This is a genomic window from Paenibacillus sp. sgz302114 (genome assembly GCF_056120345.1).
Genome location: NZ_JBVYOI010000001.1, coordinates 235,232 through 258,906 on the forward strand (window position 1 = coordinate 235,232; position 23,675 = coordinate 258,906).

Sequence of the window (23,675 nt, forward strand, 5' to 3'; positions counted from 1 at the left end):
ATATCCATTGTTAGGAGGTGCAGCGTGAAGTCGATTCCGATTCCGAAGTCCAAGCAGCACACGGCTGCCGTTGATCGAGTCAAGGTCGAAAGCAAAGTGAAAGCAATTCGCAACAATGCTTTGGTCAGCCGGATAGGCAGCAAGAGCCGTTGGTTCTCGCTCATTTATCGCATCTTTGTCTATGTCCTTCTTATTGATATGGCTTTCGTCTTTCTCTATCCGTTCATCTACATGGTTACGACGACGCTTAAGCAGCCTGAGGATCTGCTCGACTTTACAATTAAGTGGATTCCTCAGAGCATGGCGTGGGAAAATTTCTATTACGGCATGGAAGGCTTGCAATTCATGCGGCACTTGAAATACTCGGCCCTGATCTCTGGCCTTAGCGTAATCGGACAGGTGTTGTCATGCTCTTTCATCGCTTACGGGTTTGCCCGCATTAAGTTTCCCGGACGCGAAGTGCTGTTCGTGCTTTGCATGTTCACCATGATCGTGCCGCCGCAAACCATCATCGTACCGCTGTTCATGCAGTACAAAAATCTAGGTTGGACGGACAGTATCCTACCTATGGTTGTGCCATCCTTCTTCGGAGGCGGACTACGGGGAGCGCTGTTTATCTTCATCTTCCGTCAACTGTTCCGGGGGCTTCCGTGGGAGCTGGAGGACGCAGCTCGAGTGGATGGTTGCGGCAGCTTCCGCGTATACTGGCGCATCATCATGCCGCTCACTCCGCCGGCTATCGTCGTTACGACGCTGCTGTCGCTAGTCTGGCATTGGAATGACTTTTTCGAGCCGTCGATCTTCTTGACCTCTGAGGAGAAATTCACAATACCGATGATGCTTCCTCGTCTCTATCAATCGCTAACTACGATTACAGGCAGCAACTTTGAGGTGTTCAGCTTACCCGTCGTTATGGGTGCGACATTCGTATCACTGCTGCCAATGCTCATCGTTTACTTATTCCTGCAGCGATATTTCATTCAAGGTGTTGCACGTTCAGGACTTGTTGAATAGTTCAGCGAGGTGATCGTTATATGACGAAGGATAACTCCACAACTAGCGCCATGTACAAAGAAGCTTTACAGGCATTTGTGGAGAAGACAAGAAATGATGATCAAGTTATCGCAGCGATCTTGCTTGGCAGTCTCTCCTATGATCAGGTGTGGGAGAAATCCGACATTGATATTAGGCTAATTGTGCATGATCAGAAGCTGATCAAGCATGGCATGTGCTTTGTTGAGAATGGGATCGCCATTAATGCAAACATACAAACCCGCGATGAGTTTAAGCGGTGGATAGAGAAATCTCTATCCACTTCTTTCGTTCATTCCTACATGCTGCGGGGAACGCTGCTGTTCACCAAGGATAAATCCTTGGAAGACTACTTTGCGAATATCCGCTATATTGGCGACCGTGATCGGCAGCTTCAGCTCTTGCAGCTGGGCTGCTTCGTGCTTGGCGGACTCGCTAAAGCGGAGAAGTGGCTTTACGTGAAAGATGATGAGCTGTACAGTTCATTTTGGATAATCAAAATGATCGATACGCTGGCACAAATCGAAGTGATTCGCAACAATGAGGTTCCAATGCGTGAAGCTGTTCTGCAAGCGATGAACATTAATCCGGTTTTCTTTCAGGAGATTTACATCGGGCTAGTTGGCGGTGCAGTCGATAAAGCGAAGGTGAAAGCAGCCTTAGAGAGCATCGTCCAGTTCGTTCAAGAACGGGAGAAGGAATTGTTCTCTCCGATTCTCGATTACTTGAACCAGGAGCAAGATGTCCGCTCCCTATCGGAAATAGTAGAGAAGATTGGAATCGTGATCCGCATGGACACGGGCACGCTCGAGCTCGCCTGCAGCTGGCTCGTTAACCGCGGGTATCTGGTGCTGTTTCCAAGTGACGTGAAGGCTACTCCGAAGAGTAGAGTTTATTTGGAGGAACCAGCCTATCTGCTTGAGGAGGAAGATTAAGTTTATTTGAAGGAGTCGTTGCTGCCGATGAAAAAGAATATCGAGGTAAGAGGCGCCAGGCAAAACAATTTGAAAAATATTGACGTCCTCATTCCACGGGATCAATTGACGGTTATTACGGGTGTGAGCGGCTCCGGTAAATCCTCGCTTGCATTCGAGGTCATTTACGGTGAAGGTCAGCGCCGCTTCCTCGAATCTCTGTCTACGTTCGCCAAAAGCCGGATGAACCAGCTGAAAAAGCCGGATGTCGATTTTGTATTCGGGTTGTCTCCGGTCATTGCAATCGAGCAGAAGAAGGGAAACTCGAATCCTCGCTCCACAGTGGGTACGATGACGGACATGTATGACTTTATGAGACTATTATTCGCCTCTTCGGGCGAAGCGTGCTGTCCATTCTGCCAGCATCCGATTGCAACCAAGTCGGTCAATCAGATGATTGATCACGTCCAGGCATTGCCGACGGGAACCGAGCTTGAGGTGCTCGCTCCAATCTTTAAGCTGTACGACGAAGATTATCAGACGTTGTTTGACGAGATTCGGAGCAAAGGCTTCCGTTCCGTCAAAATCGACGGGCGGGTTCATAACTTGAGCGACCAGCTCGAGCTCGATGATGAAACGGAGTATCAGATGGAGGTCATCGTCGATAAGGTGATCGTCATGCCAGGATTGTTTAAATCGCTTGCTAAGACGATTGAAAACAGCCTGGAGCTAGTCGGCGAAGGTTTTATCCGATTCGAAGTTACGAGCTCGGGCGGTGAACGGTTCGATATGGATGCGTTTTACCACAATTTCGGCTGCCCGGAGCATCATCTCGTTATCGGTGAGCTGCATCCTTCATACTTCTCCTTTAATGATCCGGGCAGCGCATGCCGGACGTGCGGCGGGATCGGTACCTATCTGCGGACAGAGAAGCGCTTCTTAATCAAGAACCCGGAGAAAAGCGTCAGCAAAGGCGCGCTCGACCACAACGTATACGGGCCCAGTACGAAGAAGTCGTATCGGGGCATGCTCTTTCACAGCATATTCACCCACTATGGCGTAAGCCTAGATACTCCTTTTTGCGAATTGCCGGATGACTTTGTCGACCGATTATTTCATGGAACCCAAGGCGAGCAATTTCGGATCTTGGTTACGGATGATCATCCTCGTCACGCGAGGAGCGAGGAGGGCAAGCTGAGAAGATACAGCGGTCTCGTCAATGAAGTGAATCGCTGGTATAAGCAGCATGTGAAACGAAGAGGCGAGAACGGCATCGGGGATAATGATTTCTTCAAGCGAGTCATGGTCGAGCATGCTTGTCCAGACTGCGAGGGCAAGAAGCTCAAAGCCCAAAGGTTCTGCGTAAGCATTGAGGGTAAGGATATCCATGAGCTGTGCAGCATGCCACTGAAGGAATTGAAATCGTTGCTTGATCACGTTACGTTCTCGGAAGAGAAGAAGCAGGCTGCCGGTCAAATCGTTGGCGAAATTTTGTCGAGGCTTAAGCTGCTCATCGATATTGGTCTTGAGTATTTGCACTTGGGTCGAAGATCGGACACCATCTCGGGCGGAGAGGCACAGCGAATCCGGTTATCCACGCAGATCAGCACCGGACTGATGGGGATGCTCTATGTGCTGGACGAGCCGAGCATCGGACTGCATGCCAGGGACAGTATGCGAATCGTGGAGACATTGAAGAAGCTGCGCGATATCGGCAACACCATTATCGTCGTCGAGCATGACCTTGATACGATTCGCAGCGCGGATTATATTATCGAAATTGGGCCAGGGCCTGGCGAGCATGGCGGTCAAGTTATTGCGCAGGGCACGGCATTAGAGCTGCTGGAGCAGAAGGACTCATTGACTGGCGCCTTTCTGACGGGTGCGAGAAGAATCGAAGTGCCTTCCAAACGGAGATCTCCTTTGGGACTATGTCTGAGTATTAAGGGAGCCAGAGCGAACAATCTGCGGAATATCAGTGTGGACATTCCCCTTGGCGTCATGACATGCATCACCGGTGTTTCCGGTTCCGGCAAGAGTACGCTTATTAATGAAGTCATGTTTAAGCAGCTATACTCCCACTTCCATGACCAGCGAATTGTGCCAGGCGAGCATGATTCAATCGAAGGAATCGAACATTTGACGGGCATCATTAACATTGACCAATCGCCGATCGGCCGAAGCACGCGCTCTAATCCGGCTACGTATGTTGGATTCTTTGACCGGATTCGTGAGCTGTTTGCGGATACAGAAGAGGCTAAAGCACGCGGAATCGGCAAGAACGAATTCAGCTTCAATCAGAAGACGGGTCGTTGCGAGCATTGCCAGGGCGAAGGGATCATAACGACGCAGCTTCAGTTTATGCCCGATGTAGAGTCGGTCTGCCCTTCCTGCAAAGGAGCCCGGTTTAACAACGATGTGCTCGAAGTGCTGCTGAATGGGCGGAACATCGCGCAAGTGCTCGATATGAGCATTGAAGATGCCGTTTCTTTCTTCTCCAGTCAACCCTATGTTCTACATAAATTAAATGTGTTAAATCAATTGGGCTTAGGCTACCTGAAGCTCGGCCAATCTTCTACTACCCTCTCAGGGGGCGAGGCGCAGCGAATTAAGCTGGCGACCGAAATCAGTAAGCTGAAGCGAGGCTCACATAATCTATACATTCTCGACGAGCCGACGACCGGACTGCATCTGCACGATATTCAGAAGCTGATCGACTGTATGAATCAATTGGTTGACAATGGACACTCCGTGCTTGTCATCGAGCATCACTTGGATGTCATTAAAGTTTCCGATTACTTAATTGATTTGGGGCCAGATGGCGGAAGAGACGGCGGGACCGTCGTTGCACAAGGGACACCGGAGCAGGTAGCAGCGGTTGAAGCGTCGTATACCGGTCAGTTTTTGAAATCGATTCTATCCACGGATCATCAATATTGGGCTGAGCCTGTCGTTAGCCCTTTGTAAACAAAGAGAAACCCGCGTACCTTGTGTATACGCGGGTTTCTAAGTTTATTGCCCAATCGGGCATTAGTATACGTTTGGTGCTTCCACGGTCGGTTCAACGTCTGCTTCGTAATCGACGCCTTCGGTCTCGAAGCCGAACAGCTGGAAGAACTCTTTGCGATAGCCTTCGAGATCCGACAACTCATGAATATTTTCCGTCGTCATCGCTGCCCATAGCTTCGCTACTTCTTCCTGTACATCCTCGCGCAGCTCCCAGTCGTCGATGCGGATGCGGCCTTCAGCGTCCACGGGCACTTCGCCGCCAGTGTAGAGGCGCTCTGCGAACAGACGGTATGTTTGCTCGATGCAGCCCTCGTGAATGCCTTTCTCCTTCATCACTTTGTACAGTGCGGAGATATAGAGCGGAACGACAGGAATGGCGGAGCTCGACTGCGTGACAAGCGCTTTGCTTACGGTTACGTATGCGTGGCCGCCATTGGAAGACAGCTGTTCGCTGAGCTTCTTCGCCGTCGCTTCCAGATGATCCTTTGCTTGGCCGATGGAGCCTTCTCTGTAGATCGCTTGCGTAATTTGCGAGCCGATGTAGGAGTAGGATACCGTCACTGCACCTTCAGCTAGCGCGCCGCCTTGCTGCAAGGCATCAATCCACATCTGCCAGTCGTCGCCGCCCATAACATGAACGGTGTCTGCGATTTCTTGCTCCGATGCCGGGTCGATGGACACCATGCTCACTTCGCCGGTATGGAAGTTAACGGTCTTGTTCGTGTATGTATCGCCGATCGGCTTCAGCACGGAATTGAACGTCTCGCCTGTGCGCGGGTCGGTTCTGCGCGCGGATGCAACGCTGTATACGACGAGATCGACTTGGCCGAGCTCCTTGCGGATTAGCTCAACTGCCTTCTGCTTCGTCTCATCCGTAAACGCATCGCCAGTTACGCTGAACGATTTCAATCCAGCTGCCTGCGCCGCTTGCTCGAATGCAGCCGAGTTGTACCAGCCTGCGGACGCGGTACGACCGTTCTTGCTCTCGCCTTGGCGGTAAATGCCGACTGTGTTCGCACCAGCGCCAAATGCGGCTACGATGCGGGATGCAAGGCCATAGCCTGCGGATGCGCCGATAACGAGGACATTCTTCGGTCCTTGGATGGGTGCATGCTCTTTCACATAGTTGATTTGCTCCTGCACTTGAAGGGCACAGCCTGTCGGGTGAGCGGTCGTGCAGATAAAACCGCGTGTTCTAGGTTTGATAATCATTGGATGGATTCATTTCCTCTCATGCAAAGTCGAATGGATAGTCGTGTAGAACCTCAATGTTCTGATAGTACCTTTATTGTAGGGAAAATTGCAACATTCCTGATGTCAGACAGCAACTTTTTTTGTATGAGGCATAGGAGGATTGCTTGCATCTGGAGAAATTTTACAGATTGAAGTGATTAGTGATGATAAAGGAGCAAACGTGATGATGAGACAGCTGTCCGAGCATTTATACCAACATGAAGATACTTGCAATGTGTATGTAATTGTTAACGGTTCTGAGGCGGTGCTCATTGATTTCGGATCAGGCTCTGTTCTGGACGAGCTTGCGTCAATCGGCGTGGAGCGTGTTACAGATGCGCTGATGACCCATCATCACCGGGATCAGGGTCAGGGGCTTTCGCGAGCTGAAGCTTCCGGTATAAAAATCTGGGTTCCGCATCATGAGCAGGATCTGTTCGCGAACGTCGATTTGCACTGGTATGGAAGACAGATATATAACAATTATGATGTTCGCCAGGATCGCTTTTCATTACTTGCGCCTGTTGCGATTGCGGGAACATTGAAGGATCACTCGCGGCATGATTTTGGCGGAAGATCCTATCTGATCGTGCCGACGCCTGGTCATACAATCGGTTCGATCTCCATTGCTTCGGAGGTGGATGGACGGAGGGTGGCATTCACAGGCGATCTCATCGCTGGGCCGGGCAAAGTGTGGTCGATGTCAGCGACGCAGTGGACGTACAACGGCAGCGAGGGTGTAGTGAGCACAGTGCTATCCGTCTCAGACTTGCGTGTGCTAGAGCTAGATATGCTGCTGCCATCGCATGGCGTCGTCATGGAGGAGCCGGCTGCTGCTATTGATTCATTGGTTGCGAATATGAAGCAGTTGCTGCAGCTGCGGGGTAATGAAGAGGTTCTGGAACAGAGCAAGGAGCCGAGGTATAGGGAGATTACGCCGCATTTGCTTTGGAATATGCGCTCTTTTGCCTATTCATATGTGTTGATTTCGGAGAGCGGAAAGGCGCTGATGATCGATTACGGCTATCCGTCGTTTCATCAGGCGTTCTATGCGGGGGTAGATCGTTCCTCGAGGCGGCCGGATTTGCGGCAAATTGCTTACTTGAAGAAGCGGTATAATGTGCAATGCATCGACGTTGTTATGCCGACACATTACCATGACGACCATATAGCGGGCTTCAATCTGCTGAGGGATGTGGAAGGCGCTAAGACATGGGTAGCGGAGAGCTTCGCGGATGTGCTGGAACAGCCTGCAAAATATGATGTGCCGTGCCTCTGGTACGATCCGATCCCGGTGGATCGGCGGCTTCCGCTTGGCGAGCCGATTGAGTGGGAGGAGTATACGTTCCGGCTCTATGAGCAGCCGGGGCATACGTTGTATGCGGTGGCGATCTCGTTCGAGGTGGACGGCAAGCATGTGGTAGCGATTGGGGACCAGCAGGGCACGGATGGGAAGCTGAACAATTATGTCTATAAAAATAAATTCAGATCTCACGATTATGTGCTAAGTGCGGAGCTGTACCGACAGTTGAAACCGGATCTCATCATATCGGGTCACTGGGACCCGCTTGAGGCGACGGATGACTACTTGGAGAAGCTCGCTCGCGATGGCGAGAGCTTGAAGAAGCTGCACGACGAGCTGCTGCCTTTGAGCGAGATTGATATGGGCGCTGAGGGCTTCTGCGCTTGGATCAAGCCTTATCAGATCGAGCTAGTTGCTGGGGCGACGATGGCGATCAGGGTGGAGGTGCTGAACCCGCTGCCGGTGAAGGAGCGGGTAACGGTGCGGCTCGTTGCGGAGGCAGAAGGCCTAGCGTTTGAAGTGCCGGAGCAGGTGGTGGAGCTTGAGGCGGGAGCAGCGGGCGAGCTGCGCTTCGAATTGACGGCGGAAGCGAGCATGCGCGGCGTGAAGCGCGCGCGCATCGCCGCTGATGTCACCGTCGGCGCGCGAAGGCTCGGCCAACAAGCGGATGCGATTGTGACGGTGGTTTAGGGCGCTATCTCCCGCCAAAGTGGCATCAAGCCGTCCTGCTGAGAGCACGAATGTGATCTCTCAGCGTTCAAAACCGGTGAAAAGTAGGCTGAGAGAACGTATATGATCTCTCACCGCCAAAGAGGCATCAAGTAACTCGATTCATGCTGCGGAGAGCACGAATGTGATCTCTCAGCGTTCAAAACCGGCGAAAAGTAGGCTGAGAGAACGTATATGATCTCTCACCGCCAAAGAGGTAGCAAATAACTCGATTCGTGCTGCGGAGAGCACGAATGTGATCTCTCGGCGTTCGAAACCGCGCGAAAAGTAGGCTGAGAGAACGTATATGATCTCTCACCGCCAAAGAGGTAGCAAATAACTCGATTCGTGCTGCTGAGAGCACGAATGTGATCTCTTACATTTGGGATGATGGTGGAGTATGTTGTGAAATCCTATCTCGAGGCTTGAAGCCGCCGAAAACTCGGCTCAAGTCCCACTGAAAGTGGAAAAACTCTCTCTCAGCTCCTGAAAGCCGACAAAGTCCGGCGCGAGAGAGGAAAAAGCCTCTCTCAAGAGTCAAAACCGCCGCCAACTCGGCTCAAGTCCCACTGAGAGAGGGAAAAGCCTCTCTCAACGCTATTTTCGGCGAATGGAGTGGCTGGAAGAGTGTATATGCTCTCTACAACTTTCAAAGGGGTGGACGACTGTGAGATAAACGTATTTGCTCTCTCTCACAGTCGACCTCCAATCGCGGGAGCTGCTTGACCGGCTATACCGATTTCCGCAGCCGTAGCAGTCTCCCTACCACAAAAGGCAAGTACATCAAAGCAAAGATCACAACAGCAATCGCTTCCTCGACCAGTAAGTAATACGGGTATGGACCCAATACCGAGAGCAGCGAAGCGCCAGCAGGCTTGTGACGAAGGAACATATAATTGGCATCGAGCCAGAAGTCGATTCCGCCGACTACGATAACGAGAATGTTGAGGAATATCATCGTGATTCCGATGGATTTCCAGGTTGGACGATAGCGCTCGACCCATGTCAAATAAAGCGGCGCTAGGATGATCGCGATATGCACGATGAAGAAGTGGAAGAAGCGGAAATGCGGATACGGATAATCGAGATCAGGCGTGAAAATCGCCTGCAGCGCCCCTCCGATCCCGGCGAAGTAGACGATTTGGTAAAGCAGTCTGCTGCGCGTGACCAGCAATACAATCGCAAGCATTTGCGAGATGCTGCAGAGCTCGAGCGGGAGTGTATACCTGGTATTCCAGAGCTGCTCAGCGGCATACCAATAGTAGAGACCTGCCTCGGGAACGGCCAGTCCGAGGAGCAATGAGGCACGAATAATCGTTCGAAGTCTTGCTCGCTCACGAATGGAGTCGCGAAATAGATACAGCACCAAGGCAAGTCCGAGCAATATGGCGATCATGAACAAATGTGGAGCCGTGTATGCGATGAAATGCTCCTGAGTATGAGGCGAGAACAATGAACCCATTAACGGTAGCCCCCTTCTTACAATAACAATTCGGGAAGCAGCTTCGAAAATCCTTTGCAAATGTTGGGAGGTTTGTACGTGCGTGAGCCAGTCGGTCAGTGTCAGCTATGTAACCATACCGTTTATTGCGAGGATGGTTTCTTGAACGGAGTCATCGAGGAGAACGGTACGCTTATCTGCATGGAATGCGCTGAGGAGCGTAAGGAGCGAGAAGAGATAGTAGAACTCTAGGACTGTCTCAGATAAAAAAGCCGAATGCGACATCAAGTCCGCACTCGGCTTATCGTTATTTCTTCTGCACAACCGGCATCATCATGCCGTCCATGCCCATCATGCTGACGTTCTCGCCATCGGAATCGTCGCCGTCATAGAGATACACTTCCGTGCCGAACTTCGGCTCGGCATAAGGCAGATGCGTCCGGCCGCGGGCAAGAATTTGCCGATAGTTGCCGGAATCGCCGTCGAAGTGATCGTGATCCCAAGGCACCCATGAGCGTGCGTTGCAATAGTGGAGCACGTAAGAGCGGCGGAAGCGATCGACCGTCTGATTCGGATACGATCTATGGAACAGATGCGAGTGGAAGAATAGGACATCGCCTGGCTGCATCGGCACCGAGATTGGCGGCGGATATTTTGCAACGACGCGGGAGAGCGTGTTGACCTCATCGTCGAGATGACTCACATGCTGCACGGCATGAAGGTCGGAGAATGCATCAAGCGCGTGCACATTGCCGCCTCCGATGCCGTCCGGCGGATAAATCGGTTCATGATTGGAGCCTGGCACAACCCATAGGCAGCCGTTCTCTTCATCGACCTCTTCAAGGGCGATCCATGCGCCGATAAGCGTATCCGGATGTGTCCGGATATAGCAAGCGTCCTGGTGCCAGCCTTGGCCGCCACGGCCCGGTGGGTTCAGGAACATCATCGACTGCACGGCATAAACATCCGGTCCGATCAATGCTTCGATGACGTCGACGATACGAGGATTTAGCAAGCCGCGCTCTGCGGCCGGTTCAAGCCGGGACAGCATATGGATACGCGTCTGCTGCTTAAATTCTTCATTAAGCGGATCGCTGGCATTGTTGCGGTCTTCATTTGGTGTTGTCTTCAAACGAGTATCCTCGGCAAGCTGGTAGAGCTCGGCGATGTCTTCTTTTGACACGAGTCCTCTAGCAACCAGATAACCATTACGGTGATAATGGGTATACTGGTCCGTGCTTACCAGATAACGGTCTTCCCGTTCACGAGACTTAGGCGTATAGTAAGTTCCCATCGTTATGAATTCCTCCAGTAAACGTAAATTATGCTTCTATTGTGCAGGAGAGAGGCAGCGTTTTCAATGGAGGAAAGAGAATAAACGATGTGTTTATTTGATATCGGGATTAACGACAATATGCCGGTTAACAAAGGAACGGTCACGATTATCCTCAATTGCCGCATGACGGAAAATCGGGGACTTACACCTTTCAATGTACTCCGTCGCCGTAATGCCACGAATCCGCTTATACATTTTTGAGAAGTGATGCTCGTCTCCGAAGCCGGCCAAATAAGAGATTTGCTTCACCGTGCCTTGGCCCCGCATCATCAATTCCTCCGCGTAGTGCAGCCGTCGTTCCAGCAGCATACGCTTCGGCGTCATCCCGACAGCTGCAACGAACATGCGTGTAAAATGCTCATGCGACCAGCCAGACTGCTGTGCAATGCTCTCGATGGTAATCGGTTCAGTCAAATGAGCGTCCATATAAGCGATGCTTCGGGCAATTTGCACAGGGTAGCTGCTGGCTGCGAACTCAGGCGTTTTGTCCGCGTAGGCGGCCAATTCCTCAAGCGCGGCATCGAACAGGGAGGTTAGCCGACGCTTCCAGTAATTCGATTGATGATTGGCGACGACGACAATTTGCTGCATGATGGCGGCAATAAGCGAGCTGTGGCGGGCCGGGACGACGTGCACCTGCTGCAGCATTGAAGTGAACCTCGGATCTCTGGCCCGGAGCAGCTCGTAATCGAAATGAACGAACAGATGCCGGACGTTGCGGTCACGGTCGAACAGATAGCGGTGCTGAACGCCTGGCTGAGTGAGAACGAAACAGGGCGTGTCGAGCGGGAAGGACAGCTCTTCAACCTCATAGATCGTCCCGGTCCCGTCCGGAAAATATACGAGCTCATAATCTTCAATAGCGCGCGGCCCTAGAATATGACCGCCTGCTTGAACGCGAATATCGCCGATGCTGTTAATGACAGGTGTGACATGTGCGTCCATCCGCTAAGTCACTTCCTTTCTATCTTCTATCGTTATTATTACTGAGAGGCGGGGAGTGGCGCAAGCTCATCCATTTGGAGCAGATGCCGTGCTTTTTTATGTTGAAATTACTTGTGACGCGAGCTATAGTGGAGATAGATTAGTTTACTATATAAAAGTTGGTTTTATATGAAAAACCTACTGGATATGGATGAGGCGATGGTGTAGCAGTGGCTGAGGAACGCAAATATTGGGTGCCTGCGCTAGAGAAGGCAGATAAAGTGCTGGCTGTGCTCGCTAAGGAGCCGGCCAAGCTTAAGCTGATTGACCTTTCGCGGAAGCTGGACATTAACAAGAGCTCGATGTTCTCGCTTTTGAACACAATGGAGACGCTTGGCTGGGTGAGGCGCAGCGGGAGCGGGGGAGATACGTACTCGCTTGGGCATGCTTTTGCCGAATACGGTTCGTCGTACTTGAAGCAGTATGATCTGCATCAGTCGTTCCAGGAGGAAGCGTCAGGCGCCCGGGATCGGCTGCAAGAGACGGTTCAGCTGGCGAGGCGCGCAGGCAATCAGGTTCTCTACTTAGGGAAGCTCGAAGCGGTATCTCCGGTTCGGCTGCAATCCGAGCCAGGGATGCGGCTGCCTGCGCATGCAACGGCACTTGGCAAAGTGATACTAGCTCAGCTGAGCGAGGAAGAACTGCTTCGGTTATACCCGGAGGAGCAGCTAGCGCAGCTCACGCCACATACGATTAGTACCCGAAGCGCGCTGTTCAAGCAGCTGGAAGCGATTCGTGCAGATGGCTTCGCGCTGGACGATCAGGAGTCCGTGATGGGCTTCCGATGTGTAGCGGCGCCGATTCGTGCAAGCAGCGGGGAGCAAGCGGCGGTCAGCTGTTCCATGCTGCTGCATCAATGGGCAGTGAAGTCAGATCAGGCAAGAGCAGAAATGCTGGATTTAGCAAAGCGGTTATCCGTGTAAAACGACTATGTTTAGGGAGATGAGAAGCATGCGTTTGCAAAAAAAAGTTATCCTCATTACAGGCTCAGGTTCAGGTATCGGCAAGGCGACGGCGCTTCTGTTCGCAAGCGAAGGGGCGAAGCTGATCATTAACGACTTGTCCGAGGAGAATGGACAAGCAACGGTGCAAGAAATCGAAGCAGCAGGCGGCGAGGCGATCTTCATTCGCGCTGACGTCACGAAGCCGGATGAAGTATCCGCAATGGTGGATCAAATTATTGCCCGCTACGGCGCCATCGATGTGCTCTTCAACAATGCCGGCATCAGCGGCGTCGGCGTTCTCCACGAGATCGAGCCGGAAGCTTGGGATCGCGTCATTAATGTGAACATCCGCGGCGTCTTCCTGCCGAGTAAGTATGTCATTCCGCATATGATCGAGCGCCGCAGCGGTTCAATCATCAATATGTCCTCTTGTATCGCGGAGATCGGACTAGCCCGTCGCGCTTCCTACGCGGCAACGAAAGGCGCTGTGCTTGCGCTGACGAAATCGATGCAGGTTGACTATGCGCAATATGGCATTCGCGTAAACGCGCTGTTGCCGGGCACGATTATGACTCCTTTTGTAGAAAATTACTTGAAAACGTCCTACTCCGATCCAGAGGAAGCGATCAAAGGACTCAAGAAGCGCCAGCTGAGCGAGGAGCTTGGATACCCAGAGGATGTAGCGAAAGCGGCTCTGTTCCTTGCATCGGATGAGTCTTCATTCGTAATGGGTTCGCCATTCTATGTAGATGGCGGCGTCGTATTCGGTAAGAACGCATAACAGGTGTGATTCCATAGCAGCTTTTTTTTATAACTACTATTTGAATGGAGGCATTCGAGCTTTATGAAACTGGTTACGATCTCGAAACAAGGACGGGGCGCATTGGGAGTTGCTGTCGCGGACGGCATCATTATCGATATTGAAGAGGCGCTTCAAGTTGTAAAAGCTGATCGCGAGGTACCAACTACGGTGACAGCGGTAATTGAGGGTGGCGAATCCGTGCTTGCCGCGCTGCGCAGCTTTGTGAGCGCACTGCCAGTGACTGGCAGCGAAGCTTATGCTCGCAAGGAAAGCGACATTGAATGGGGACCGTGTGTCACACATCCGAACAAAATCATCTGTGTCGGTCTTAACTACCGCAAACACGCGGAAGAGACGAACGCGCCGATCCCGGATTACCCGATTCTGTTCAATAAATTCAACAACACGTTGACTGGCCACCTGAAGGACATCGCCGTGCCGAAAGTAACGGAGAAGCTGGACTATGAAGCAGAGCTTGTTATCGTCATCGGCAAGAACACGAAATATGTGGCAAAAGAAGATGCGCTGAGCCACGTATTCGGCTACTGTGCGGTAAACGACTTGTCTGCGCGCGACTTGCAGCTTCGTACGCAGCAATGGCTGCTTGGCAAGACTTGCGACGATTTCAGCCCGCTTGGACCATACCTGGTTACAGCTGATGAGGTTGGCAATCCGAACGACCTGTGGATCAAATCGACGGTGAACGGCGAGGTGCGCCAGTCTTCGAATACGTCGGATATGATTTTCCACTGTGATGAGATTGTGAGCTACATCTCGCAGCATATGACGCTTGTGCCTGGCGATGTTATTTTGACAGGAACGCCTGAAGGGGTCGTACTCGGCTTGCCGCCGGAGCAGCAGGTTTACTTGAAGCCTGGCGATGTCGTCACGATCGAGATCGAGAAGCTTGGCGCACTGACGAACCGATTCGTACCGGATCAAGGATAGTAGACATGAAGAAGGAGTGCCGAGGCACTCCTTTTTTATAGATATTTAGTCAAGGATTACAGTCGCGGTGATCGGATAGTGGTCAGAAGGGTATCGCCCGTTATAGAGGCCGCGGTCGATAGAAGTTGACGAAATTCGTATATCCTTCGAAACGTAAATATAATCGATAGGACTTCCTGTATCGCCGCCTTGGAAGGCGTGATAGGTGCGGCTTAGCGGTTCTTCCAAGACCGAGAAGGCGGAGATGAGGCCTGCCTCATGAATGAGTTCGATGACCCGGCTAGTCGGTTCGCAGTTGAAGTCGCCAGTTAGCATAGAAGGGATGAGGCTGGTTGAATGGTTCATCTTGGAAAGGATGAGCTGTATGCCATTCTGCCTCGCTTCTTCGCTCACATGATCGAGATGGGTGTTATAGACGATCCATTCCTTGCCTTCACGACCGCTGAATCTAGCCCATGTGCACATGCGAGGACAGGCGGTGTTCCAGCTCTTAAGCCCGAGCTCTTCTGGATGCTCGGAAAGGCCGAAATGACCGTACTCTTCTAGTGTAATGACATCATGCTTGTAAAATATCGCGCAGCATTCGTCTGGCGTACCACTGCTTCGGCTTGCGCCAATTGATCGATATTCGGGCAGCAGCGCTTGCAGATCTTGCAGCATGGAAGGCAATCCTTCTTGGGTGCAAACGATGTCTGCTTGTGCTTGCTTAATGGCTTCAGCAGCCTCATTTATCCGGTTCGGCCACGCATTGTCGCCATCTCCCAGAACGTGAACGCGCAAATTGAATGTCATTAGGTTTAGTTGCATAAGTATCCTCCTACGATATGGAATGAATAAATAGCAAGCGCTTACAGTTTGTTCCTATTATAACCGATGAACCGCTTCAGAACGAACCAAATATGAATAAGAGGTGTATGGAAAATGATCAGAATAGATGCGCATCAGCATTATTGGAAGCTTGATCGTGGCGATTACGGCTGGCTGACTCCGGAAGCGGGACCGGTTCTTTATCGCGATTATGGACCAGCCGACCTTGAGCCGGAGCTTGAACGCGCCGGTGTATCCCGTACGATTATTGTCCAGGCGGCAGCTACCCATGCGGAGACAGAATATATGCTGCAGCTTGCCGAGCAATCGGAGTCGGTGGCTGGCGTAGTGGGGTGGCTTGATTTTGCCGATCCGAACTGGCGTCAGGTGCTGGAGTCGTTCTCCTCGCATCCGAAATTTGTCGGCATCCGCGTCATGATCCAGGACATGGTGGATGCGCGTGAAGTGCTGCAGCCGCAATTTGTGGAGGCGCTTCAAGAGCTGGCGGAGATTCAGCTGCCTGTCGATCTGCTCCTTGTATCGCATCAGCTCCCCGAAGCCATTGAACTGCTGAAGCAAGCGCCTGGCCTGCATGCGGTTATTGACCACATTGCGAAGCCTCGGATCGGCGAAGGAGTTATTGAGCCTTGGGCGAGCCAGATGAAGGAGATCGCGGAGTCGTTCCCGGGCGTGTATTGCAAGCTGTCCGGCATGCTTACGGAGGCGAACCATCAGGAGTGGAAGCCAGAGCAATTCGTTGCGTATGTGCAGCATATCGTTGAGGTATTCGGTACGAAGCGTATCCTGTTCGGCAGCGATTGGCCGGTATGCTTGCTCGCTGGCAGCTACGGTGATGTGTGTGATGTACTGGCTTCCGCGCTGCCATCATCACTCGAAGCGGAGGAGCTCGAGGCGATTTACGGTGGAAACGCCGCCGCATTCTATAAGCTGACTTAGCCGAATACTCCTTTTATACAACTTTCGCATAATATCTGGAAGATGCATGCTCTGTGTACAATAGTAGAGAGTTGCATGAGATCGTTATGTGGGAGGTAAGAGGATGCTAAGTTTGAATGGCGGTGCATACGCGCGGAGGCTTATATGTCTGTTATGTGCAATGCTGCTCGTTTCCGTAGCGCTGCCGCTTCCGAGGGCGCATGCGGAGGTGCACATCTCCAAGTTCCAACTTTTAACGTTCGGCGCACCTTACTTAATTGGCGGGGCGAAGATTAGCTACAGTGTTGCGGATGATAAAGCAATCAACACGGATGTAGAAAGCACGAATATTATGTACTCTTCAGATAATGGTCTCAATTGGTATCCGGTTCAGGAGTTGAATGCATATGCACCTGGATTCGGGGGCTCATTCAGTCTGCCGCTCGATTCATCAATAACAAGCGTGAAGCTGAGGCTGGATTCTGAATACTCGCCTCTGTTTGGTTCCAATAGCCATCCTTCCATCACGATCGGCCCTTTCCCTGTCAAGCAGCCCGTTCAGTTGGATGGTTTGACCCTAACGGAGAACAAGGGCGGCTCCGTTACTCTTGCTTGGAATGATAATTCGAACATGGAATCGTACTATCAGATCAAACGAACAGGCGGCAAGGACGGCGAAAAGGTCTTCTATGTCAATGATACGATGGATCATATGGGACCGCTTAGCTTCACCGATCCTGTAACGAGTCCGGAGACCGTCTATGTCTATTCAGTCGAAATGATCATCGATAAGTTTACGCTGCCGGATTATTTGATTCCAGGCGACGTGCCGCGTCTTTTTCAGACGAAGAAGAGGTTACTTATCGATTCAATTACGGATATCGATGTTATATCCGTGGCTCCGGGGATCAAACTTCCAGATCTAGGCGAGATAGTCGGCGGGAACACAGGTGGAACAGGGACCGGGGCAGGTTCTGGAATAGGCGCTGGAACAAGTGTGCCGCCTATCACCGACGAGCAGCTTGCGGCTCTCGTTGCAGGAGCCAGCGAGTGGGCGAAGCCTGATCTGATCGAGGCAATCAAGCAGAAACTAACGACTGATGTCGTACTAAACCGTTATCAGAGTTCAATTACAAGAGAAGAATTCGCCGGAATCGTCGTTCAATTGTATCAAGCGATGACTGGCACAACCGTACAGCTAACAAAGCCTATTACCTTCTCCGATACGGTTGATAGGCATGTGTTGGAAGCGAGCCAGCTTGGCATCGTAAAAGGTACGTCAGCTACGACATTCTCCCCGAAGGCGACGATTACACGTCAGGAAATCTGCGTGATGCTGTACCGAGCTGCGCAAGCGGCCGATCCGGCGCTGGTCAATTCAGATAATCACCCTTCATTCACGGATCAATCTCAAATTGCTGCTTGGGCACGGGATGCCGTCGGTTTTCTGTCTAGCAAAGGAATTATGAAAGGCGTCGGCGGTGGCAAGATCGATCCGCTGGGCAAAGTAACGCGTGAGCAAGCGATCGCACTTATCATTCGTGCGTATAAGACGTTGTAATTAGCCGTTATTCCAGCACTGAATAGAAGCCTAAAGTACTCGCGAGGTACTTCGGGCTTTTTATTATGCTCTGGGGCAAGTTATAGAGAAATGTAGAAATGAAATCAGTCCCGGGACCGTTGACTTTGATCATCCGAAACCGTATAGTCGAAGTAGACTATGCGGTGTTACTGCGTTTCGAAGGAGAGAATGGGAGATGCTCAAACGGAAAGTGAACAACATGCTGGCACTAGCTGTCTTGTCATTGCTCATTGAGAAACCGATGCATCCGTATGAAATTTCCGCAACGATGAAGCAGCGCGGCATTCCGGATGTGATCAAGCTGAACAATGGCTCGCTCTATTCCGTTGTTGAATCGCTGCTTAAGCAGAAGTGGATTGTGTCGCTTCAGACGGAGCGGGAAGGGAGGCATCCTGAACGTACGATCTATGCGCCAACGGATGCAGGCCGTGCAGGATTTCATGAATGGCTCCGGGAGCTGATCTATTCACCGGTGAAGGAGTATCCGCACTTCCCGGCGGCTCTGTCGCTCATCGGCCACATTGCCCCGCAGGAGACGATAGAGCTGCTCCATCAACGCGTCGGCTACATCGAGAAGGAAATTGTGGAGCGGCGTGCGAGTATTGAGCTTTTCTTGAGCAAGGGGCTTGCACGAATCTACATTGTGGAGCAGCAGTTCATTCTGCATCAGCTGGAATCGGAGTTCTCATGGCTTCAAGCTTTTATTCGGGATATTAAGGATGGAAGCTTCACGGAGCTGCAGGAAGGCGAGCAAGCGTGGTCGAACACGGTGCCGATTTTTGATGATGAGCTGTAATGGCGGGGATCACAACACGAATCATTTTATGAACTGGAGGGGAGCTTCACACAATGGTAGCAAAGCGTAATAATGTGGGTATCGTAGTCGCTGGCTTGCTGTTAGGCATTCTGATGGCATCCATGGACAATACGATCGTAGCAACAGCAATGGGAACAATCGTCCACGATCTCGGTGGAATGGACAAATTCGTATGGGTGACATCCGCCTATATGGTAGCGGAGATGGCCGGCATGCCGATCTTCGGAAAGCTGTCCGATATGTACGGACGCAAGAAATTTTTCATATTCGGAATTTTGACGTTTATGCTCGGCTCCATTCTATGCGGAACGGCGCATTCGATTGTAGAGCTTAGCATTTATCGTGCTATTCAAGGTATTGGCGGCGGCGCACTCGTTCCGATTGCATTCACGATCATGTTCGACGCCGTCCCTCTCGAGAGTCGCGGTAAGCTTGGCGGTTTGTTCGGTGCGGTATTCGGTATGTCAAGTATATTCGGTCCGCTTCTTGGTGCGTACATTACGGATTACATCAAGTGGGAATGGATCTTCTACATTAATTTGCCGCTTGGCTTAATTGCTTTCGTTATGATTGCCTTCTTCTATAAGGAGTCGGTAGAGCACTCCAAGCAGAAAATCGACTGGGGCGGCGCCTTCACGCTGGTAGCCGGCATCGTCTGCCTCATGTTCGCGCTCGAGCTTGGCGGCAAACCGAATTATGCTTGGGACTCTGCGCGCATTCTCGGCTTGTTCGCCGGATTCGCGGTCATGCTCATCGCGTTTATCATTATTGAGAGTAAAGTATCTGAGCCTATTATTAGCTTTAAAATGTTCCGCAAGCGGCTTTACTGGACCAGTAACGCGATGGCGATGTTCAGCGGCGCGGCGTTTATTACTGCGTCTGTGTACATCCCGATATTCATTCAAGGGGTACTGGGCGGAAAAGCAACGAACGCCGGTCTTGTGCTTCTGCCGATGATGCTAGCTTCGGTTGTTACAGCTTCTGGCGGCGGTTTCTTAATGACCAAATTATCATTCCGTACACTTATGTGGCCAACGTTAGCAACCCTTGTTCTTGGAAATATTTTGCTTACCACACTCGGTGTTGATTCCACTCGTTTCATTGTAACGATCTTCATGATACTTGTTGGACTCGGCATTGGCGCTTCGTTCTCCGTACTGAGCAATGCTGCGATTTATTCGTTCTCGCCTAGAGAACGTGGTGCCGCGAGCGCGACATTGAATTTCCTTCGCTCGCTCGGAATGACGATTGGCATCACGGTATTTGGTATTGTTCAGAGTCACGTTATGACAGGTAAGCTTAAAGATGCGTTTGCAGGTTCCGATAGCGCCCAAATTCCTGCCAATCTGGACCTTAGCGATCCGCGAGCGATTCTGACTCCGGAGACGCGCAAGCTTATCCCGACGGAAGTGTTGGATAAGATCGTCGCGGCGCTGTCCTCTTCCATCACCTACACCTTCATGTGGGCGATCATTCCATCTGTACTTGCGCTTGCCTTCGCGTTCTTCATGGGTCGCGAGAAGCTCGACGCGATTGCAGAGAGCAGTGAATACGGTCCGTCGCACTAAGATTGTTAAGCTTATCGTTCTAACCTAAAAAGCCTGTCGTTCTAAGCCCCATGGCTTAGGCGGCAGGCTTCTTTGTTACGAATTAAGCAATAGCGCAAGCATGACGACATCAAGAAACTTGTGCGTCACTTCATGCATCAGATACTGCTTCAGCACACCTTCCTCATGAAACCCAAGCTTGTGCAGCACGCGTATAGACGCTTTATTCTCCGGCAGCACTTCTGCCTGAATCCGATTAAACCCAATCGATTTGCGGCTGAAGTCGAGCACGCCGTTCAACGCCTCGGACGCGATACCTCTATTCCAATAATTGGGGTGCAGATCATATCCGAGCGACAGGGGGAATTGAGGGACTTCATCGAATGTCCCTCTGGTCGGCATAAGGATAACGGACCCGATGACTTTGTCCTCTTCATGCTGGGATATGCCCCAAGCCAGCAGCTTGCGATCGGTGTAAGCTTCATTCCAAGAATCGATCAATGACTCCGTTGCTTCGATCGTCGGCGGCCCGGCCCAATCTTGGTGCTGCATCACGCGCGGATCTGAATAGAAGTCGAAGACGTCTGTCGCGTCTGCCGGATGTATTTGCCGCAGGCGCAATCGTTTGGTTTGAATGAGCGGGAAGGAATGAAACAGTGAGTTGGATACTTCCATGGATAATCAACCTTTTATCTTTAATAAGTGATAATAGGATCTTACCTTGTAATTCTTAAATTCAAATGAAATGAATATGAAATTTGGCTGGTGATTACTGAGACCATCGTTGAAGAGCTGCTTCTATTGTCGTTTATTGGCGACGGAAGCGGCTTTTTTTTGTGCTGAAGGGCTGGATGCTGGTTCCGTGGCACTCCTTTACAATACATCCACAATAGATTAACTGTTACTTTACAATACCGGAGAACTAGATTAACGACCTCTTAACACTAGATCCATATAATCAATCTTGTACATAGTTGTTTAGGTAAAAGAAACCATACCAGAAGGGTGAGTACGAGCCAAATGTCTATGAAAAAAACGCTTATGATTTCTGCACTGGCAGCAGCGCTAAGCACTACAGCATGTGGGGTAGTATCGGCGGCAACTGCGAATCAAGTTACTTCGGCGGCAGCTACACTTAACGTATTGGTCAACGATTCGGCGGTTCAGGTTCGTTCTATTCAAGCACAAGGCGCTGCATTCGCATCGCTTCGTGACTTGGGAACAGCGGTAGGCGCAATATTCGTTGTCAACGTGAAAGCTGGCGTAACGGCTTACTTCCAAGGTCATGCAATTGAGCTTCACGCAGGTTCGAACGAAGCGCTTGTTGACGGCGAAGCAGTAACACTGGCGCAAGCCGTGCAAAACGTGAGCGGTAGTTACTATATCTCGTCCGAAGACTTCCTTAGCGCGTTTGGTCTGGACGGAAATGTTGATGATGCTGGTACACTGTCGATTGATGTTGTACAGAAGGTACACGCAGACGCAGCTAACTGGATCGATGCGAGCCACCTGCTTGTTTCGGAACTGACAGAAACAGGTCGTAACGATTACATCGTTGATGCTCAAACAGCGGCATACCAACTGATTCTTAGCTCGGAATCAGCTTCTGATCTGACCGTTTCCCCGAACGGCGCACTTGCGGTTTACACGAATGAAGACGGTACGGTAAATGTAATCGACCTGAAGAGCAGCAGCTTCGCTTCGAAGACGGTTTCCACGGATAACTCGATCAAGCCAGAGCTCGTATGGGCAGCTGACAGCAGCGCGATCTACTTCCTGCTAGGTGACAAAGGCTCCGTAATCGCGAAGCTGAACCTCGCTGACGGTGCGATCACGAAGGTGCTTGAAGACAAGGTTGATTACAAATCCAACCTGGCCGTATCGAAGGACGGCACGAAGTTCTTCTATACCATTACGAAGCCAGGCACAGTAACAGCTGATGCAACGAAGCCAGTTGACGCTGACGATGTTGCAATCGACACGACAGGTACGGAGCCGCAAGTATTCAGCTTCGACACTACGGTTAAAGACGGCAAGCCAGTTCAAGTTACTTCGCAAACGGATGACAAAGTATTCGTTGGCGCAACAACTGACGGCTCGAAGGCTGTATACATCAGCGCTGTAGACAACAAGCCTTCTGCCTTGGTTGCAGTAGCAGCTGACAAAACATTGACTACGCTGATCGGCGATCAAGACGTGCTTGCAGCTACTATCGCTGGCGACACGGTATATGCACTTGTTGATTCCGGCGATGCATCTACGTTGATTAAAGTGGACGCTCTGACTGGCGTGAAGGAAACGGTACGCAAGATAGATAGCGATGCAAGCGAAGTAATCGCAGCTCCAGGCACACCGATTGCAATTGTGATTGACGGCAACGTTAATGTTGTGAATGGCGATACGTTCAAGAGAGTAACAAACTAATAGATTGTCCCAAATTGAGAGGAGAACTCACATTCTATGAAAACAAAATGGTTTAAAAGCTTTGCATTTGCTGCAATTGCATTGACAGTTGCATTCGGTTCCATCACTTCCGTTGCCAGCGCTTCGAGCAAGCTGAGCGGACGCATCGTCATCAACGGTTCTTCGGCGCTTCTTCCACTGACGCTGCAAGCGAAGAACGAATTTCAGAAGCTCAACCCGAAAGTGAAAATTTCGGCATCGGCAGCAGGCTCCGTAACGGGTCCGCAATCTGTACGTAAAGGTATCGCAGATATCGGCGCATGTGACTGGGATGCATCGCTTGACGTACCAGGCTTCAAAGCTTTCACAGGTCTTGTAGCTAACAAAGTAGCAGTAACGCCTTTCGCAGCAATCACGAACAGCAACGTTGGCGTAAGCAGCCTGACAACGGTTCAGCTGCAAGGTATCTTCTCCGGCAAAATCTCCAACTGGAAAGAAGTTGGCGGTAAAGACGCTGATATCATCGTAATCAACCGTGCATTCGGTTCCGGCACACGCGTTAACTTCCAAGTGAAAGCGTTGAACGGCTCTGACTACATGACTAAAGGCGACAATTACAAAGAGGTTAAATCAAGCGGTGACATGAAGACTGCGATCGAGACTACACCTAATGCTATTGGTTATATCGACCTTGTCTATGTAACTAGCAAAATGACAGCTCTCAAAATCAACAATGTTGCTCCGACAGCAGCTAACGTAATCAACGGTACGTACAAAGTTTGGGGCTACGGTTACTACATGACTAAAGGCCAACCTACTGGCGCAGTAAAAGCATTCATCGAGTACATCCAAAGCGCGAAGTTCCAAAACGGCTCTCTGAAAAAGCTTAAATTTATCCCGCTCTCCGCAATGAAGAAGTAATTGAGGGA

The 23,675-nt window shown here is 51.0% G+C and carries 20 protein-coding genes; 14 read left to right on the top strand and 6 right to left on the bottom strand.

All coding sequences use genetic code 11. From position 1 onward, the window contains the following. Window positions 1–24: 24 nt before the first annotated feature. From AC0LWF_RS01025 to uvrA, 3 genes are read left to right on the top strand one after another with little or no spacing between them, the layout of a single operon-like run. Window positions 25–1,014, top strand: a complete 990-nt coding sequence (locus tag AC0LWF_RS01025; RefSeq protein ID WP_474649722.1) for a carbohydrate ABC transporter permease — start codon at window positions 25–27, stop codon at window positions 1,012–1,014. Window positions 1,015–1,034: 20 nt separating this feature from the next. Beyond that, window positions 1,035–1,967 (top strand): hypothetical protein, encoded by a 933-nt coding sequence (locus tag AC0LWF_RS01030; RefSeq protein ID WP_474649723.1) that lies wholly within the window; start codon window positions 1,035–1,037, stop codon window positions 1,965–1,967. Between the two features lie 27 nt (window positions 1,968–1,994). Then, window positions 1,995–4,913 carry an excinuclease ABC subunit UvrA gene (uvrA, locus tag AC0LWF_RS01035; protein WP_474649724.1) on the top strand — a complete coding sequence of 973 codons (2,919 nt, stop codon included), beginning with the start codon at window positions 1,995–1,997 and terminating at the stop codon, window positions 4,911–4,913. A 63-nt stretch (window positions 4,914–4,976) separates the two neighbouring features. On the opposite strand, the gene fabV is transcribed toward uvrA, so the two are convergent. Next, the gene (gene fabV, locus AC0LWF_RS01040; protein ID WP_474649725.1) at window positions 4,977–6,167 is read right to left on the bottom strand and encodes an enoyl-ACP reductase FabV; all 1,191 of its coding nucleotides are present in this window, start codon (window positions 6,165–6,167) and stop codon (window positions 4,977–4,979) included. 205 nt (window positions 6,168–6,372) lie between these two features. On the opposite strand from fabV, the gene AC0LWF_RS01045 reads away from it, so the two are divergent. Continuing rightward, entirely contained in the window at window positions 6,373–8,181 is a 1,809-nt protein-coding gene (locus AC0LWF_RS01045; protein WP_474649726.1) for an MBL fold metallo-hydrolase, read from the top strand. A 748-nt stretch (window positions 8,182–8,929) separates the two neighbouring features. Here AC0LWF_RS01045 and AC0LWF_RS01050 read toward each other — a convergent pair. Continuing rightward, the gene (locus tag AC0LWF_RS01050) at window positions 8,930–9,661 is read right to left on the bottom strand and encodes a YwaF family protein (protein ID WP_474649727.1); all 732 of its coding nucleotides are present in this window, start codon (window positions 9,659–9,661) and stop codon (window positions 8,930–8,932) included. A 78-nt stretch (window positions 9,662–9,739) separates the two neighbouring features. On the opposite strand from AC0LWF_RS01050, the gene AC0LWF_RS01055 reads away from it, so the two are divergent. Next, on the top strand, window positions 9,740–9,892 hold the full coding sequence (locus tag AC0LWF_RS01055; RefSeq protein ID WP_474649728.1) for a hypothetical protein: 153 nt from the start codon (window positions 9,740–9,742) through the stop codon (window positions 9,890–9,892). Between the two features lie 55 nt (window positions 9,893–9,947). On the opposite strand, the gene AC0LWF_RS01060 is transcribed toward AC0LWF_RS01055, so the two are convergent. Beyond that, the gene (locus AC0LWF_RS01060) at window positions 9,948–10,934 is read right to left on the bottom strand and encodes a phytanoyl-CoA dioxygenase family protein (RefSeq protein ID WP_474649729.1); all 987 of its coding nucleotides are present in this window, start codon (window positions 10,932–10,934) and stop codon (window positions 9,948–9,950) included. Between the two features lie 93 nt (window positions 10,935–11,027). After that, window positions 11,028–11,921, bottom strand: a complete 894-nt coding sequence (locus AC0LWF_RS01065; protein WP_474649730.1) for a helix-turn-helix domain-containing protein — start codon at window positions 11,919–11,921, stop codon at window positions 11,028–11,030. Window positions 11,922–12,130: 209 nt separating this feature from the next. Between AC0LWF_RS01065 and AC0LWF_RS01070 the strand changes: the two genes are divergently transcribed. From AC0LWF_RS01070 to AC0LWF_RS01080, 3 genes are all read left to right on the top strand, one after another. Then, window positions 12,131–12,883, top strand: coding sequence for an IclR family transcriptional regulator (locus AC0LWF_RS01070; protein WP_474649731.1), 753 nt, complete (start codon window positions 12,131–12,133; stop codon window positions 12,881–12,883). A gap of 28 nt (window positions 12,884–12,911) precedes the next feature. Then, a complete protein-coding gene (locus AC0LWF_RS01075; RefSeq protein ID WP_474649732.1) occupies window positions 12,912–13,685 on the top strand; it encodes an SDR family NAD(P)-dependent oxidoreductase in 774 nt (257 codons plus the stop codon). Between the two features lie 63 nt (window positions 13,686–13,748). Then, a complete protein-coding gene (locus tag AC0LWF_RS01080) occupies window positions 13,749–14,654 on the top strand; it encodes a fumarylacetoacetate hydrolase family protein (protein WP_474649733.1) in 906 nt (301 codons plus the stop codon). Window positions 14,655–14,699: 45 nt separating this feature from the next. Here AC0LWF_RS01080 and AC0LWF_RS01085 read toward each other — a convergent pair whose 3' ends face one another. Beyond that, window positions 14,700–15,461: an endonuclease/exonuclease/phosphatase family protein gene (locus AC0LWF_RS01085; RefSeq protein WP_474649734.1), complete on the bottom strand. Its 762-nt coding sequence runs from the start codon at window positions 15,459–15,461 to the stop codon at window positions 14,700–14,702. Window positions 15,462–15,575: 114 nt separating this feature from the next. Between AC0LWF_RS01085 and AC0LWF_RS01090 the strand changes: the two genes are divergently transcribed. The 4 genes from AC0LWF_RS01090 to AC0LWF_RS01105 all read left to right on the top strand — a co-directional run bounded on the left by AC0LWF_RS01090 (window position 15,576) and on the right by AC0LWF_RS01105 (window position 20,364). Then, window positions 15,576–16,418, top strand: coding sequence for an amidohydrolase family protein (locus tag AC0LWF_RS01090; RefSeq protein ID WP_474649735.1), 843 nt, complete (start codon window positions 15,576–15,578; stop codon window positions 16,416–16,418). 103 nt (window positions 16,419–16,521) lie between these two features. Further along, entirely contained in the window at window positions 16,522–17,958 is a 1,437-nt protein-coding gene (locus AC0LWF_RS01095) for an S-layer homology domain-containing protein (protein ID WP_474649736.1), read from the top strand. Between the two features lie 196 nt (window positions 17,959–18,154). Next, a complete protein-coding gene (locus tag AC0LWF_RS01100; RefSeq protein ID WP_474649737.1) occupies window positions 18,155–18,775 on the top strand; it encodes a PadR family transcriptional regulator in 621 nt (206 codons plus the stop codon). A gap of 53 nt (window positions 18,776–18,828) precedes the next feature. Beyond that, a complete protein-coding gene (locus AC0LWF_RS01105) occupies window positions 18,829–20,364 on the top strand; it encodes an MDR family MFS transporter (RefSeq protein WP_474649738.1) in 1,536 nt (511 codons plus the stop codon). A gap of 75 nt (window positions 20,365–20,439) precedes the next feature. On the opposite strand, the gene AC0LWF_RS01110 is transcribed toward AC0LWF_RS01105, so the two are convergent. Then, the gene (locus tag AC0LWF_RS01110; protein WP_474649739.1) at window positions 20,440–21,018 is read right to left on the bottom strand and encodes a GNAT family N-acetyltransferase; all 579 of its coding nucleotides are present in this window, start codon (window positions 21,016–21,018) and stop codon (window positions 20,440–20,442) included. A 345-nt stretch (window positions 21,019–21,363) separates the two neighbouring features. Here AC0LWF_RS01110 and AC0LWF_RS01115 point away from each other — a divergent pair, with 345 nt between their 5' ends. After that, the gene (locus AC0LWF_RS01115; RefSeq protein ID WP_474649740.1) at window positions 21,364–22,767 is read left to right on the top strand and encodes a stalk domain-containing protein; all 1,404 of its coding nucleotides are present in this window, start codon (window positions 21,364–21,366) and stop codon (window positions 22,765–22,767) included. Between the two features lie 36 nt (window positions 22,768–22,803). Then, window positions 22,804–23,667 (top strand): phosphate ABC transporter substrate-binding protein, encoded by an 864-nt coding sequence (locus AC0LWF_RS01120; RefSeq protein WP_474649741.1) that lies wholly within the window; start codon window positions 22,804–22,806, stop codon window positions 23,665–23,667. The last annotated feature ends 8 nt before the right edge of the window (window positions 23,668–23,675 follow it).